Source organism: Amycolatopsis halotolerans (assembly GCF_042647905.1).
GTDB classification, from domain to species: Bacteria; Actinomycetota; Actinomycetes; order Mycobacteriales; family Pseudonocardiaceae; genus Amycolatopsis; species Amycolatopsis halotolerans.
In genome coordinates this window covers 73172-88673 of sequence record NZ_JBHRWI010000014.1, presented here as the reverse complement: position 1 = coordinate 88673, position 15502 = coordinate 73172, and the positions used below count along the sequence as shown (strand labels likewise).

The following is a 15502-nucleotide window of genomic DNA, read 5'->3' as shown; positions in this document are numbered from 1 at the left end:
GCACACCACAAGGGCGGCGACACTGTCCGATATGGACGGTCGGCGAACCAGGGCTGACTCCCGATGTCCGGAACACAAGCCGCGTCGCCTCGGCTTGCTGAGTGTCCACACAGGACGCCGTCGTCGCCGAAATATCCGAGTAGCGCCCGATGTGAGTTTCGACAGGTCCGTGAGGGGAACCCTGAGGGGCTCAGAGTCTTGACCGTTCCCCGGGAGTTGGACTGGGAATCGAGTTCCGGCTTGCGGCGAGCGTGTTCGTTGTATTCGTGTAGTTCGTTGTCGGAGGGGCAGCGGGAGGCCGCTGTGGCGTTGTTCGAGGCCGGGCGCGGCCGCTAGGCGGTCGCGGCCCGGTTGGGCGTGTCGGTGACGGCGGTGCAACGCTTGCGTGATCGTTGAATGCTGCGGAGCGCGGGGGCGCTGATGAACAAACCGGACCGGCGGTCGTTCGCGTTCGAGTTCAAGCTCGAGGTCGTGGCCGCTATGTCGGAGGGGAGGCGACCGCGCTCGAGCTGGCCCGCGATCACGGGTTGCGGCCCCGGCGGAAAGGCCGTCCCCCGGCCGCAGCGGCGGAGCGGTCCGGGCCGGGCGAGTTGGAGCGGTTGCGGCGGAGAACCTGCGGCTGTCGGCGAAGGTGGCCTGCCTGGAAAAATTGCGGGCCTTGAGGGATCAGGGGCGAGGGTGAAAACCCAGGCGATCGCCGCCATCGAGGCCGACTACTCGCTGCTGGTGGTCGCGTGCCTGGCCCGGTCGACGTTCTTCTACCACCAGACCCGCCTCGCCCGGCCCGACCCGCACGCCGGGCTCAAGACCGCGATCGCCGAGGCCTTCGCGGCCGGCCGCGGCCGCTACGGGCACCGGCGGATCCACCCGGTCCTGGCCCGCGACGGCTGGCAGATCGCCAAGAAGACCGTGCTCAAGGTCATGAACGCCCTCGGCCTGGTCTGCAAGATCCGGCGGCCGCGTCGGGGCCGGTCCTGGCCGGCATGACCGCCGAGAACCTGCTCGACCGCCAGTTCGGCGCCGACGCTCCGAACACGAAATGGGTCACCGACGTGACCGAGTTCCGCATCGGCGACCGCAAGCTCTACCTGTCACCGATCATCGACCTGTTCGACCGCTCCGTCGTCGCCTGGGCCTGCGGCCCGTCCCCGTCGCTGGACCTGACCACCACCTCGCTGCGTGGGGCGATCGCCGCCCTGCCCCCGGTGCCGCGCCGCTGGTCCACACCGACCAGGGCTTCCGGTACCGGCACCGCTCCTGGCGCGCCCTGATCGAGGAGGCGGGCCTGACCCAGTCCAGGTCACGCCGCGCCACCTGCCTCGACAACGCCATTGTCGAGAACTTCTTCAGCCACCTCAAAGGAGAACTGTTCCACCACAACAGCTTCGACACCATCGAGGAATTCACCGCCGCACTGCACGACTACATCCACTGGTACAACACCACCCGCATCTCCACCACCCTCGGAGGCCTCAGCCCAACCGAATACCGAGCCCAAACCCGCACCGCCTGACCTCCACCCCAACCAGTCCAACTTCTGCGGACCGGTTCAACCGAGCGCGGTCCGCGGGAATGGGACGCGCACTTTCTCGTCGCCGGCGATTTCCTGCGCGTACTGCCGCGCGGCCCGGGTTTCGAACCGCACCGCCCGTCCGCCGGTCACACCGCCGCGCGTGCCGGTGCCGGAGGTCATCGAGTCGGACAGCCCCCGTCCGGTCACGGCGTACAGGTAGAACTCGGCTTCGAGGTATTCCAGGTCGAGTGCGAAGTTGAGCACCGCGCCGTCGCTCACCTGGCCGGAGTCTTGCGCGACCGGGGGCGGCCTCGCGGACGGCGGCCCCGGCGGGGTTCGTGAGGCCGCCGAGCCCGAGAGCGCCGGCCACGTCGAGCCCGGCCATGCCTGCGGCTTGCAGGAAATTGCTTCGGTCCTGGGGACTCTCCGCGCTCCGGGCGATCATCGAGGCGGCATAGCGGGTGCCAAACACGGGCGATCTCCTTCCCGCCCGGCGCGAACGCCGGCCATTCCCGCACGGACAGCCGTCCGCGCGGGAATGGCCTTCGTGGACGGTCCTGCTTCGTCACCGGGAGCGGTTTGGACGGGTCAGCCCCCCGATCGGGGGCACCGCGGAAATCGGGAAGAAATCCGTTCCAGGTCACTCCGCCGACGGGATACGGAGAGCGATGAGTACATTGTGGACTATGACGCGACCGCTGATCGCGGTGCGGATCTCGAGCGGAGAGCCGGTCTCGTTCCGCTCAGAAGGCGATGCGAGCCGGCCAGCTCACCGCATACGCGGGGATTCGGGTATCGCCAATCCTGCTTCGCGGGGATCTTGCCGGCTGGGCAGGGTCCGGAGCGGAAGTCCGAGCGGCACGGCTCCCCGCCGATAACCGGGATGCCGGCCCGCGCACCGAGCTTGTGCGCGGCGTTCTCCGCCGAGCCCTCGGGTCCGGCCTTGTTTGGGGCCGCGTCCTGGCGGGAATTCGCGTAGTGCGACCGGTCGCCCCAGTCCCCGGCATCGCAGAACTCGGGAAGGAATCCCATGGTCACATCGTCGGTGACTCCGCCGACCAAGGTCGGTGCCGAGACGACCGCGTCTCGCAAGGAATTCGGCGCTCTCGTCCGGCTCGTGCGGGGAGCGGGCCTGCTGGAGCGGCGTTATGGTTACTACGCGGTGAAAATCGCTCTCACCGCGCTCGCTCTGGCCGCCGGGTGCCTGGTTTTCGTCCTGGTGGGCGATTCGTGGTGGCAGCTGGTCACCGCGGTGTTCTTCGCTGTGATGTTCACCCAGATCGCGTTCCTCGGCCATGACGCCGGGCACAACCAGATCTTCCGGACCGGACCGGCCAACGACCGCGTCGGCCGGATGCTCGGCGGGATCGTCGGGATCAGCTACGGCTGGTGGATGGGCAAGCACACCCGCCACCACGCCAACCCCAACCACGAGGACGAGGATCCGGACCTCGACATCCCGTTGCTCGCGTTCACCCGCGGGCAGTCGCGCGACCGCAGCGGGCTCGTGCGCTGGACGGCCAAGCACCAGGCCGCGCTGTTTTTCCCGTTGCTGCTGCTGGAAGGGCTGAACCTGCACTGGGCCGGTGTCGAAGCCGCGTGGCGCGGGGGGATCGCGGCGCGCCGGACGGAAGCGGTTCTGCTGCTCGTGCATGCCGCCGTGTACCTCGCCGCGGTGTTCGTGGTGCTGTCCCCGCCGGTGGCGATCGCGTTCATCGCCGTCCACCAGGGACTGTGGGGGGTGTACATGGGCTGCTCGTTCGCGCCCGGGCACAAGGGCATGCCCACCTACGCCCGGGAGACCAGGCCGGACTTCCTGACCCGGCAGATCCTTACCAGTCGCAACGTCCGCGGCGGCCGCTGCGTCGATTTCGCCCTCGGCGGCCTGAATTACCAGATCGAGCACCACCTGTTCCCCGGCATGCCGCGCGCCAACCTTCGCCGCGCCCAACCCCTGGTACGCGCGTTCTGCACCGACCGCGGCATCGAGTACGCCGAATGCGGACTGTTCACGACCTACCGCCACGTGCTCAACCACCTGCACGACGTCAGCGCCCCGCTCCGCGCGCGCGGCGCCGCCTGAGAACGAGGCCGCGCCGCGCGCGACTCGCGACGACGGATCTGCCCCGCGGTCAACCCGCGCAGGACGGACTACCGGTGTTCGCCTCGATGCTCGCCGACCTCGTACCGGCCGTATACCGTGCCGTGACTCGACTGTGGTTCGCTGATCTGCTGTTTGTCCGGGTGAGGGTTATGCGATGCTCTCCGGCCGTGCTGTTTCGACTGATGTATTTGGTCATGGTGACGTTGTTCGGCTGGTGGGGTCTGCTTTCTCGGTCCGCTAGGGCCAAGGACGTCGAGATACTGGTGCTTCGCCACGAGGTGTCGGCTCTGCGCCGCCAGGTCGGGCGACCACGTCTTCCGCGGCCGGATCGTGCGGTCTTGTCTGCGTTGGCGCGGCTATTGCCCCGTGACCTGCGCCGGCATCGCATCGTGACGCCGGGCACGTTGCTCGCGTGGCATCGCCGTCTGGTCACTCGGAAGTAGACCTATCCCAACCGGCCTGGACGACCAACGGTCGATGACGAGTTGTGAGTTGGTCGTCCGGCTTGCCCGGGAGAACCCGGGTTGGGGGCATCGCCGTGTCCAGGGAGAGCTGGTCCGGCTCGGGCACCGCGTCGGTGCAGGCACGATCCGCCGTATCCTCGCCGCCGCCCGTATCGGGCGCGGGGCCACCGATCGGCGCACGTTCCTGAGCGCCCAAGCGGCAGGCCTGACGGCCACGGACTTCTTCCATCTGGACACGATCGGGTTGCGGAGGCTCTGCGTGGTGTCCATGATGGAGATCCGCACCCCGGCGAGTGCACCTTGCCGGAGGGTGAACTCGCATCCGGCGGCGGCCTGGACCACGCAAGCCGCCCGCAACCTGCTGATGAGCCTCGGCGAGGGAACCTCCCGATTCCGGTTCCTTGTCCGCGACCGGGATGCGAAGTTCACTGCACCGTTTGACGCGGTGTTCGCCTCCGAGAGCATCGGCGTGGTGAAAACCCCGCGGCGAACGCCCCGAGCGAACTGTTACGCGGAGCGGTTCGTGCGCAGTGTCCGGTCGGAGTGCACCGACAGGATGCTGATCTACAACGAACGCCACGCTGCCCGGTCCTTGATGAGTTCGCCCGGCACTTCAATGATCACCGTCCGCACCTGTGGGGTTCCAGAAGTCTAATCATGCATTCTGACCAGCGGCAATTGCTCTTTCGGCGGGTAGGGCATGATCGCCGGGCATGTCGCTGCGTCTGCTCTACCTGATCTTCCTCCGGCTGCTGGGTCTGTTGGTGTTGCTCGGTCGTTCGTCGGCGTCCAAGAACATCGAGTTGCTGGTGCTGCGCCACGAGGTCGCCGTACTGCGCCGAAGCAACCCGAAACCTCGCCTGGACTGGGCCGACCGGGCTGTGTTCGCCGCGCTGGTCCGGCTGATGCCCACGACGCTGCGAACACACCGGCTGGTCACCCCGGGAACGATCCTTCGCTGGCACCGTCGGCTGGTAGCCGCGAAGTGGACCTATCCACACCGGCATGGGCGTCCGCCCGTTGATGAGGCGATCGCCGGGCTGATCGAACGGATGGCCACAGAAAACCGCAGCTGGGGCTACAAGAGGATCCAGGGTGAGCTGCTCAAGCTTGGCCACCGGGTCGGGTCCTCGACGATCCGGCGGATTCTGAAGCGTGCGCGCATACCTCCAGCGCCGGCCCGGCACACCGACACGTCCTGGCGGCAGTTCCTGCGCACGCAGGCCTCGACGATGCTGGCTTGTGACTTCTTCCACGTCGACTGCGCGCTCACTCTCAAGCGGATCTACGTGTTCTTCGTGCTGGAGGTCGGCAGCCGCTACGTCCACGTCCTCGGCACGACCACGAACCCGGACGGTAGATGGACCACGCAGCAGATCCGCAACCTCGTGGTGGCGCTCGGCGATCGAGTTGACGAGCTCCGATTTCTCATCCGCGACCGGGCTGGCCAGTTCGCGGCCGCCTTCGACGCCGTCCTGGCGGACGTGGGCATCGAAACGATAAGGATTCCGCCGCGTTGTCCACGGGCCAACTGCTACGCCGAGCGGTTCGTGCTGACAGCCAGATCCGAACTCACCGATCGTATGTTGATCCTCAACGAGCGGCATCTGCGGGCCGTGCTTGCCGAGTACGTCCGGCACTACAACGGTCGACGGCCGCACCGTTCTCGCCAGCTTCGCCCACCTCGGCCCACCTACCCCGCAGCAGACCTCAACACTCAGCGGATCAAGCGACAGCGACTTCTCGGGGGGCCTGATCAACGAATACGAACGAGCCGCGTAAAGCCGCTGGTGAGCACCGGTGAGCGACTTTTGGAACCCCACAGCCCAGATCCGCCGTCGTCGTGTGCTGGGCGGCGTGATCAACGAGTACCGAAGAGCCGCGTGAACCTAATCGTCATTACCGCTGGTCATCGGCCCGCATCGAGTTTGAAGCGGTACACGTTCTCTTCCTCTGCGTCTTCCGCACGCAAACCGCACCACAGGAAGAAAAACAACTCATGGACATGCAGGAATTCGCGGCAGCGATGACGGAAGCGCTCGACGGGGCATGGACGGTCGGACCGGGCCACCACGGTCACCACGATCGGTACCTCGGCCCAGATGGTGGAGCGTCAGGCATGTCGGTATGACAGCAGCCGTGGCGACAGTTGGTGCAGTCCTTCGGTCGACCGCACACCAGGGGCGCGTTCATCCTGGGGTGTCCACGGCGCGCATCGTCGAGAGGATGGCTGGCAGAGCGACGAGCAGGGCGACGCCTCGGAACGCGCCGGCGAGCGGATACGCGGCACGGATGCCGACTGTATCGGCGACGAACCCGCCGACGAGCGAGCCGAGTGGCATCAGCCCCCAGCCGAGCATCCGGTAGACGCTGTGAACCCGTCCCCGCAGCGGCTCGGGTACTACCTGCTGGCGCAGGCTGACCGTGACCACACTCCAGAGGGTGGTGGCGAACCCATTACAGCCGAGTAGTGCGCCGAGGGCCACCGCGTTTGGGCTGGCACCAATGAGCACGAAGATGACGACGTTGGCGACCAGCGCGGTGAGCAACGCCGGCAGTGGTCCGATCCTGCCGACGACACGTGCGTTAACCACCCCGCCAAGCACGCTGCCGACTGCTGCACCGCCGAGGAGCAGGCCATAACCGCGTGCGCTGACGTGCAGGCTGTCGGTGGCTAGTAGAACGATGGACACATTGCCAATTTGGTAGCAGAACGTATTGACTGCTAGGAGACCCGCCAACGTGCGTAACAGTCGGTGACCAGCGAGCCAGCGCACGCCCTCGATCACTGCGGCCCGCATCGGCGGTTGCGCCGGTCGGGTTCGCAGGCGGCGGCGCGGTAGGGTCGCCAGCAGCGCGGCGGAGAGCGCGAACGAGCCCGCGTCGACACCGAACGGCAACACCGCCGCCGCCGCGAACAGTGCACTGCCGATGGGCGGCCCAATGAACAGTTGGCCCACACTGGCGATTGTGTACTGGTTGCCGTTGGCTCGATGAAGCTGCGCGGGAGGCACGAGGTCCGGCAGTATTGCCAGCGACGCGTTGGCGAACACTGCCTCGCACGCACCGAGTCCGAATCCCATGGCCGCCAAGCCGGCGACGTCGATGCGGTCGAGCCAGATCAGCACGGCGACCGCCGTGACAATCACAGCCTGCAGAGTCTGCGAGCGCCACATCAGGCTAGCCCGGTCGAACCGGTCGACCAGCGCGCCCGCTGGCAGCGACAGCAGCAGCCACGGCAGGTATGTCGCGGCCGAGACGAATGAAACCTGTACCGGGTCGCGGGTGATCGTCACGGTCAGCAATGGGACAGCGGCGGCGAACACGCCATCACCGATGTTGTTCACCGCTGATGCCCACCAAAGCCGCCAGTACGCGGCCGGGAGGCGTGCCCGGAAGTCACGTCGCGTCATGCTTGACAGCGTGGCAGACGCGAATATGTGTTCGCAACAGCTCAGATTCCGATTCCATCCAGGATTGCATTTGTTTAAAATCACTCAATCTTCTGTCGTGAGCGATCAGTAAACGAGAAGTTTCGCGAGCCTCGCGTTTGACGATTTGACCTCAGTCTCTGTCGTCAAATGACAACTAGGGCGAAATTGTGGAAATCAGGCAAGTGGGGACATTGCGCCGGCGGCATAACTCCGATACCTAACCGGTGGCGAAAAATGCGTCGACGACAACTATTTCTTCGAAAGAGTTTGGTGGAGTGCGGGCGCGGACCCTTGAAATAGTTTATGCCCGTTTCAGGTCGCGACGGAGATGCGCGCGGCACCCATAAACGTAGGCGATCCGGGCTCCCCTGCGCATACGGGAGTGCAGTGCCTGCGCCACCGAGACGACAATAGATTCGCCCTTGTCGTTGAGCCACGTGTTGCAGACTATAGGAACGCTAGCCTCTTGTTAGAGCGAGAAGATGACACCGTACATCAAAGGGTTAGCGTCGCGCGCAAGAGTTTGATGTCAGGACGACTTGTCGAGGTAGAGCAGCGCAGGCGCGTCCATACGTCGTTCTCGGCTGGGTGCTCGTCGAGGACCAGCGGTGCCACCGCCCGCCACCGCTGACGCGCCCAGCTGCCTGACGAGCGCCCGGCGCACTTGCGCGCCGTCAGCGTCGAACAGCGTCTCCAGCAGATCCACATCTCAGCAGGACATCGCCCCCTCGCCACGCCGAGATCGGCTATAGCCAGGTCGGTCCGGACGCAAAGCCTTCATTCGCTTGCCGGGATGGGTGGAGAGGTCGCTCCCCAGCCGCCGTCCAAGTCAAGCAGCTGGCCTGTAATGTAGGCGCTGGCCGCTGAGCTTAAGAAGAGCACTGCCTCGGCGACATCCGCGGGCTCGCCGACCCGACCCAGCGGGACGCGTTTGAGGTAGGCGGCGAGTATCGAGGCATTGTCCAGCAAGGGTGCGACCATGTCGGAGCGCGTGATTCCCGGGCGGACCGTGTTAACGCGGACGGCCGACGGGCCCCACTCGGCTGCTAGCGCCCGTGTCGCCGCGTCCAACGCGCCCTTGGTTGCGGAGTATGCGCTGGTCAACGGGTGGCCCCGGTTGCTGAGCGCGGACGACACGAATACGATCGTGCCGCCGCCGCTTTCGGCCATGAGTCCGGCGGCGTGCCCGGCGAGCAGCAACGGTGCGCGGACATTGAGCGCGAACACTTCGTCCAGGTCTGCAGCCGTCGCCAAGTGACTCGGCACGGGCTGGCTCTTCCCGGCGTTGCTGACCAGCGCGTCGAGTCGGCCAAACGTGCTCAGTGCGGTGTCCAGCACGGCCAGTGGCGCGTCCGGTTCAGACAGGTCAGCCGGGATGACCAGCGGCTCGCCGGGTAGATCGGCCGCCATCGCCGACAGCCTGTCCTTGTCGCGTCCTACAAGTGCCACCCGTGCACCGGCCTCGGCCAGACGACGACTGATCGCCGCGCCCAGACCACGGGCACCACCGGTAACCAACGCGGTTCTGCCGCGCAGCGCGGCATCCGTCCGCGGGTCGTGAGTATCCGTCGAACTTGTCACGTCGACCTCCAATGCCCACCCATCACTGCTCTACATCGCGCAAGTTCGAACGGACCGTACTGTCGAGGTTTCCAGCAATTGCGTTAACCGACAACTCGCGTACCTCCGAGCCGTGTCGAATTTGCAATCGCACCATTGGACGCCGGCCTGCTGGTTCGATCTTCAGCAGTCGATCTTCTGTTCCGGCCAGTAATCGGAACAGTCCATCTCCGAGAGCAACCAAACCAAACGCTGGGCGGCCACCGATGTGAAGAATGAGTCGATCCTGCATGACACCAAGATGCACTGATTCAGTCTCTTCCTCATCTTCATCCACGCGCAGTTCGGGCAGCGAACCTGGCAGGAACTCCAGAAAAGACTTCGGCATACGAAAGCTACACTCGTACGCCTGCGCTTCGCTAACACTAAGTTCACGACGAGGCCTGGCGAAAACTACGTCTTCGTCAGATAGTGCATTTGTGAATTCAGCAGGAAACAGGTCTAGAAGTTCGCGAGTAATAAGAGTGTCAAGAAGCAAGTGAACTCTGGCACTAGGTCCATCATTCCAAGCTTCATGCCTTCGGGAGAAGTCGCCGTACCAAAGGCTTCCGGGCTGCCATCGGTGCACTTCGCCACCGATCTTCAGAATGGCTTTCGGATTCGTCACAATCGGCACATGCAAACGAAGCGTCCCGTAGTCAAAGCCGCATCGATCCCGGTGCTCGCCGAGGCGACCCCCTGGCCCCATCCGGATCAGCCTAACCGTTCGAACCTCACCCGGTAGGCTGTCTATTATCGACGTCAGGTATGGTGCCTCGCGCGCAAGCGGTGTTTTCGCAAAGTCATAGAGTCCTGGCCGACCTGGTCGGGCTGCTGCAACGCTGCCGCCGATACTTACAAGCGGGAGAATTCGCCACTTTTGCTCTACTACTGCCTCTGAATAGCGTTCAGGTTCGATCCATGATGCGGCTGTGACTCTATTTAGATCGGCAATCAATCGTTCGGGATCAAAAGAGCGAGCGAGTTGTGCCGTCGCAGGCAATGTCAAAATGCTGGATAGATTGGATTTCGATGTTGAAGTCATTATAATCCTTCGATCATGCTTGGTTTAAGTCAGGTAACTTCCATCGAGGTAAACCTACGGTAGGTTGAACTAGCTTCCCGTGTTCAATATAACACGGTAAGCTAGTTCAACTTCTGCGCATCGATAGGTGCCGCAGTCGCGCTATGCCTGCGCGCTGCGACAGGCCAGATCGCACCCGGCCCGAATTTCTCTATGTAGCGCCGCAAACGGGTACTGAATCCAGGGTCGTTCCGATTCTCCAATTCGGCCAACTGGTTCACCTTTGCCGCTGTTGCTAACTTGTACTCGGGACGTAGTTCCGGGAAGCGGATAAGTAAGAACATCGCATCCTCAGTGTATCCTCGATGGTGCCAATAACGCCAGATGCGGGCACAGTCCTCCTCTTGTCCCTCAAATAGTTCGGTGGCGCGAGGATGCGGGCCTCCCAAGAGGTAAACCGCGCTCTCCGAGTCGCTGCGAAGCTGCACGCGGCAACCGTCAATATAGGCAAGTCGTATTCCCTTACGCACGCAAAAGTTTAGCGCTTGGGCCGCCGAGTCAACGATCGGCTCACCTCTGTCATTGAGCGAAGTATTGCAGACAATTGGAACTCCGGTCTTTTGATGGAAAGCGGAGATAGCGTCATGCAGTAGAGGGTTGGCGTCGCGCGCGAGGGTTTGGTGACGAGCCGATCCGTCGAGATGGATTATCGCGGGTACGTGCGCACGTTGTTCCTCGCGCACTGCAACGGCTTCGAGCATGAAAGGTGATTCTCTTTTTTGGGCAAACCAATCGACCGCGTGCTCGCTGAGGACCAACGGAGCCACCGGCCGCCACCACTGTCGCAATTTGTAATCATTGAGCAATTCTTTGGTCTTGAGAGTGCGGGGGTCGCCGATCAGGCTACGGTGTCCCAGAGCGCGCGGTCCGACCTCTGCGGCGTCTTGGACCCACGCGAATGGCCCAACCGTAAGGTCCTCGACGAACTGCTCCGGGTCGAATGGGTCGGTGCGTTCGATCCAATTGGAGAATTGCTCAAGCGCTGAGTCCAAGTCGCGGCACGGGGGACCGTAGTAGGCGCTAGATAGGAGGAAATCCGCATCCGGAAGTATGCCCGCTTGGTACAGCCCAAGTAGGCCGATGCCCAGCGCTTGCCCCGAGTCGTTTGCGCAGGGTGGAGTCAGCAACCGGACGAAACCGAAATGGTCAACTAACCGGGTGTTTGCGGGGCAATTGAGAGCGAACCCACCGCTGACAGATAGATTCGCGCCATGGGGATCGACGTCCGCTTTCGCGCATAAGCGTTCAATATTACGAACCATAATCAGTTCGCAGCATCTCTGTACGACCTTCATAACTGCGCTCTGCAGGTTTTCCTCGTCGGTGAACCGTGGGTCAGGGCAGGTGCCAGCCAGTTGATACCGTGCTTCGTCGGTTATCCGCTGCACAAAAGGAACCGTGGCTAGGAGCGGCTGGGTCCGGCCGCCGTAGAACTCATGTCGGGCGAGGATGCCTTCGGCATCGAAATGGATCTCTGCCACGCAAGCTGACGCCAGCGCCATCAGAGTGCCAGGTTCACTATCAAACAGTCTTTTTGCGGCTGCGTAGAGAAGCGCGGGTGACTCGACGGGATCGAATGTCAGCTCGCCGCGGACGGACACGCAGCCGGCATACCAGAAGTCCTTCGCATCTTTGTCCAAACCGAAGTCAGGACCGCCATCGACTGCGAGTGCGACTATAGTTTCTGTCGCAAATATTTTGGTATCCATCAGCAGCCCGCCAAATAGGTGCCCGAGGCTGTGCAACGGATACAGTTCAGCACCGGCTGGAGCCGTGAGCTCGGTGTAAGCGGGCAGGCCGATGGTACCCCAGGACATACCAATCTCGGCCAGGCTCACGCCCTCCTCGGCTAACAGTCGCTCAAGCAGCGCCGTGCTGCGCACACCGGAGAACAGCGGCCAGTAGTGGTGCTTCTGTCCGCTCAGCCGCTCCAGTTCCCACAGCCGCACGAGCTCTACCCGGCCCTGCGCGCGTCGCCAAAGAGCGATGTTCTGGTCGTGCCGCGGAACGACAACCGAATTTGGTCCTGGTGGGCTAATATAACTGGAGAGAAAGTAATCATACTCATTACTCAACGCCTTCAACTCCCCTGCGACTCACCTGCGATGCGGATTCGGATTTGTGGCACGCTGGTAGTCCCACAACAAATATGCCAGCGATTCGCCGACCTAGACATAGCGGCCTCGGGAGTCTCCGAACGCTGTAGGGAATTGGGTCATTTGTTCATTCAGCGCGCACGGAGTGTCACCAGGACCGCGTGGCGTTGGGCAAGCATGGGCGCTTTCCGATGCGCCTCTCGCAACATGTTCGCTGCTTGGCGGTCGCCAAGCTCACGGCGCAGTTCGCGTTCATGGCTGATCCACAGATCGTAAAGTTTCTTCCACATCTTGGGCTCAGCAGGACGGTCATCCACATCTTCCACTTCGAGGGCGGCATCGATGGAATCACGATCTATTGAATCTTGCCCGTCGCGGCGCACAGTCGTGAGGATGAGCCTTCCGCCAGGTGCGACCGTCCGACCGAGCTCGCTAAGCACTTGTGCACGGTTAGCGGCAAACCCCAGAGCATCTATGCACAGGACACCTTGAGCGCAACCGGTCGCTAACCCAGTAGCTTCCATCGTAGCCACATGGAAATTCGCGCTATTCTCGGGTACATTGAAACTGGTACGCCGAGTGGCAGCGAACGAAACGGCAAAAGGCGACAGGTCTATGCCAACGAGTCGAACATTTAAGGCGCGAGCCAACCACAGTCCGACACCTCCCGTGCCACACCCGACGTCGACGAGCAGTTGACCAGGGCGGAGCTTGAGGCGCGTGACTAAGAGACCCAGCAGTGACCAGTCACAGGAGCTGTAGGGACCCACTTCTTCAGGGTATTCGTCACCCATGGCTTCGGCGTACAGACGCGAAACCAGTGAGGTACCAGCCCGTGCGGCGTGGAACGCATCACAGACCGCCATCCGCGCGATCGCAGGACAGGCGACAGGAGCCGAATGCGTCATCGGCGCATCGTCCTGGTGATGCGCGAGGCGGTGCCGGGGCAGACAACCTGTACCGCGACAATCGGGCCGGGAGACGAAGAAAGATCCAGAGCTAGCGGTTCATGGCCAGTGAAGCGCATTAATCTGCTAGCAATATCAGCCACTTGGTCACCGAACCCAGTTCGAATCGCCTCATAGTCGCAGGTCGCTGTCCTCCATGGCGCACGTCCGCTTTGTGAGCCAGAGAAGAATGCAGGCGCATTGAAGGAACCAAAGTCGCTCGGAAGATCGTCGCGTGTGCCCGCAATAGCTGTCAGGCGCGACTGGGCCGCCTCGGTCATCGCGCGCGTTAGTGCAATAGCTGGGTCAGAGTGGCATCCACTCCCGGCGAATGCCACCGGAAAGTCTTCCGAAAAAAGATACGCCAGGCACACTGGGAGATCGTAGGGATTGCGCACTAGTGCGAGTTCGATCTGCATATCTGCAGCGGTAAATTTTCCGATAATGTCTTGGCCGTATGCGTCGTCCACGGACTCTGGATCGACCGGTGTACGAAGTGCCCCGTCAACCATGCTGTCGCGATACAGGGCGTCTCGCTCAACTACCTCAAACAAGGCGTGCAGCAATGCCTCGTTTCGCGTGTTCCCGCACGCTAGACCAGTAGTGGTTGCGCGCAGCAGCGCGGGAGACCATTCGTGCCTTTGGATAGGGCGTCGAATCAGGTCAACTGGAATGAGCGTGCCACTTCCGTGTACAACGGTCGTGCCGGCAGTCCACTCGAAGGTAATGCGTGACGCTATTCGTTCGGGATATTGGACGCTCATCGGCAGTCCGGAGATGGGATACCCCGGCTCAACATCTGCAGCTGTGCCAACTGCGATCACTGGCAATGGCTGTTCCACATGCCAAAGCTCGATCGCTTCCATGACGGCGGACAGTTTCGCTAGCAGATCGTCGGCACCTTTGCCTTGAGAGACGCTCAGAGTAAGTGATGCTGGGCGGGTCGCTGCCCATACGGGTATGTTAATGTTGTCGAGTCCAGTCAATCGGGAGACACGAGAGATTCCGAATTCCAATAGTCGGTCGGCGATCGATTCCCATGTCTGCTGCGGAGAGGCAGCGCGCACTGTGCCCTGCAATGTGACAAGACTGTCAGTGTTAACCATTCAATTCCTTCCTTCGTTCCTTCATCTCGGAGAGGAATCCAGGAATGAACCGCTTGGCCGCTTCCGTAGCGCGCACGCCAGACTTCAGTCCCCGGCTAGCGGCGCTGGCGTCGAAACGCGCGTCTGTGCATCTCCATATGCGGAGGAGGGTATCGCGGGTGAGGTCATTGCGTATCGAGGATGTCATGAAGCCGGGACGACGCATGCGCTCTGCTGCTAAAGCATCTGAGTATGCGGATACCGCGGCGCGATCCTGTGGAGTCTCGTCGTCGAGCAATATCGAAACTATAACTTCGTCGCGGACATCGACAGTCGGATGAAATACCTGATAAGCAGACAGGTGTCCGCTGGTGACGCGCCTCGCGTGTTCATCAAGCGAGATGCCCGAAGCATCTTCCGGAGATTGCCTCCACCGATAATTGAGATATTCACGCCACTTGCCCGAGAAATTGGGATCGAATATCTGCTGATATAGGATTCGATCCTCGGTAAATAGATCAAATTCATCGACTTGAACGTGAGAAAACGTGTTAGCCCACTGTTGAAAGCAGCTGGTATTCCATACTGTTGTGCCGTGAATGACCTGCGGAAGGTTTCTGGTCGTCGCGGCTCGAATAGCAGTCAGGGCGTCCGATCGTTTGACGTCACCGAAGTGTGGATCCTGTTCGCGTTGTTCTGTGAACCAGTGAAAGAAGTCCATCTCGTTGGCCATTCTGGCGATTGCCCGAATGGCATGCAGGGTGCGTTGCGGATAGAACACCTCTCGCAGCTTCGCCAACAGTTTCGAGGTTCGTTTCGAATCCAATACCCCTGCCGACAAGGCTAGGTCCAGGACGCGTCTCACGTTGACGAGTGGCCATGTCAACGCGTGACGGCCGTCTGGGCTCTGCCCTACCGCAACCTCGTCATCGCCGTAGATCTCACCACTGGCATACGCTGCGTAGACCCTGCCTACTCCAAGCATTCCAAAAGGTGCAAGTTCAGCTGCGCGGAGGGCGCCGATGCTCGCAGCGCCAATTACGCGGATTCCTGAACCGATAGCTGCAAGAATCTCTTTGTGTCGCAATGCTGGACGTTGATGGTAGACCCCGTCGACGATGACGATGGAATCTCCGCTACAAATGGCGGGGTCAAACAGGTCGCCGTGTTGCACTG

General features: G+C 62.4%; 15 protein-coding genes. 6 read left to right on the top strand and 9 right to left on the bottom strand.

Annotation, left to right across the window (positions count from 1 at the left end):
* The first annotated feature begins 678 nt into the window (after positions 1–678).
* The 3 genes from ACFORO_RS10315 to ACFORO_RS10305 are packed head-to-tail and all read left to right on the top strand — an operon-like array spanning position 679 to position 1513.
* On the top strand, positions 679–987 hold the full coding sequence (locus ACFORO_RS10315) for an IS3 family transposase (protein WP_377868465.1): 309 nt from the start codon (positions 679–681) through the stop codon (positions 985–987).
* Positions 984–1271 carry a DDE-type integrase/transposase/recombinase gene (locus ACFORO_RS10310; RefSeq protein WP_377868464.1) on the top strand — a complete coding sequence of 96 codons (288 nt, stop codon included), beginning with the start codon at positions 984–986 and terminating at the stop codon, positions 1269–1271. Before ACFORO_RS10315 ends, ACFORO_RS10310 begins: the two co-directional genes overlap by 4 nt.
* Complete coding sequence (locus ACFORO_RS10305; protein WP_377868468.1) at positions 1217–1513, top strand: transposase; 297 nt, start codon at positions 1217–1219, stop codon at positions 1511–1513. Before ACFORO_RS10310 ends, ACFORO_RS10305 begins: the two co-directional genes overlap by 55 nt.
* A 36-nt stretch (positions 1514–1549) precedes the next feature.
* Here ACFORO_RS10305 and ACFORO_RS10300 read toward each other — a convergent pair whose 3' ends face one another.
* Positions 1550–1792, bottom strand: a complete 243-nt coding sequence (locus tag ACFORO_RS10300) for a ferritin-like domain-containing protein (protein WP_377868463.1) — start codon at positions 1790–1792, stop codon at positions 1550–1552.
* Between the two features lie 751 nt (positions 1793–2543).
* On the opposite strand from ACFORO_RS10300, the gene ACFORO_RS10295 reads away from it, so the two are divergent.
* The 3 genes from ACFORO_RS10295 (at position 2544) to ACFORO_RS10285 (ending at position 6111) form a co-directional block, all read left to right on the top strand.
* Positions 2544–3596, top strand: coding sequence for a fatty acid desaturase family protein (locus ACFORO_RS10295; RefSeq protein ID WP_377868462.1), 1053 nt, complete (start codon positions 2544–2546; stop codon positions 3594–3596).
* A 498-nt stretch (positions 3597–4094) separates the two neighbouring features.
* Complete coding sequence (locus tag ACFORO_RS10290) at positions 4095–4736, top strand: integrase (protein WP_377868461.1); 642 nt, start codon at positions 4095–4097, stop codon at positions 4734–4736.
* Between the two features lie 58 nt (positions 4737–4794).
* On the top strand, positions 4795–6111 hold the full coding sequence (locus ACFORO_RS10285; protein WP_377868460.1) for an integrase core domain-containing protein: 1317 nt from the start codon (positions 4795–4797) through the stop codon (positions 6109–6111).
* Positions 6112–6270: 159 nt separating this feature from the next.
* Here ACFORO_RS10285 and ACFORO_RS10280 read toward each other — a convergent pair whose 3' ends face one another.
* The 8 genes from ACFORO_RS10280 to ACFORO_RS10245 all read right to left on the bottom strand — a co-directional run bounded on the left by ACFORO_RS10280 (position 6271) and on the right by ACFORO_RS10245 (position 15500).
* Positions 6271–7494: an MFS transporter gene (locus ACFORO_RS10280; protein WP_377868459.1), complete on the bottom strand. Its 1224-nt coding sequence runs from the start codon at positions 7492–7494 to the stop codon at positions 6271–6273.
* A 550-nt stretch (positions 7495–8044) separates the two neighbouring features.
* On the bottom strand, positions 8045–8221 hold the full coding sequence (locus ACFORO_RS10275) for a hypothetical protein (protein ID WP_377868458.1): 177 nt from the start codon (positions 8219–8221) through the stop codon (positions 8045–8047).
* A 71-nt stretch (positions 8222–8292) separates the two neighbouring features.
* A complete protein-coding gene (locus ACFORO_RS10270; RefSeq protein ID WP_377868457.1) occupies positions 8293–9108 on the bottom strand; it encodes an SDR family NAD(P)-dependent oxidoreductase in 816 nt (271 codons plus the stop codon).
* A 10-nt stretch (positions 9109–9118) separates the two neighbouring features.
* Positions 9119–10159 carry an aspartyl/asparaginyl beta-hydroxylase domain-containing protein gene (locus tag ACFORO_RS10265; RefSeq protein ID WP_377868456.1) on the bottom strand — a complete coding sequence of 347 codons (1041 nt, stop codon included), beginning with the start codon at positions 10157–10159 and terminating at the stop codon, positions 9119–9121.
* A gap of 101 nt (positions 10160–10260) precedes the next feature.
* Positions 10261–12147, bottom strand: coding sequence for a carbamoyltransferase C-terminal domain-containing protein (locus tag ACFORO_RS10260; RefSeq protein WP_377868455.1), 1887 nt, complete (start codon positions 12145–12147; stop codon positions 10261–10263).
* Between the two features lie 278 nt (positions 12148–12425).
* The gene (locus ACFORO_RS10255; protein WP_377868454.1) at positions 12426–13202 is read right to left on the bottom strand and encodes a class I SAM-dependent methyltransferase; all 777 of its coding nucleotides are present in this window, start codon (positions 13200–13202) and stop codon (positions 12426–12428) included.
* Entirely contained in the window at positions 13199–14347 is a 1149-nt protein-coding gene (locus tag ACFORO_RS10250) for a YcaO-like family protein (RefSeq protein WP_377868453.1), read from the bottom strand. The genes ACFORO_RS10255 and ACFORO_RS10250 overlap by 4 nt, the downstream gene beginning before the upstream one ends.
* Entirely contained in the window at positions 14340–15500 is a 1161-nt protein-coding gene (locus tag ACFORO_RS10245; RefSeq protein ID WP_377868451.1) for a TfuA-like protein, read from the bottom strand. Before ACFORO_RS10245 ends, ACFORO_RS10250 begins: the two co-directional genes overlap by 8 nt.
* Positions 15501–15502: the final 2 nt, after the last annotated feature.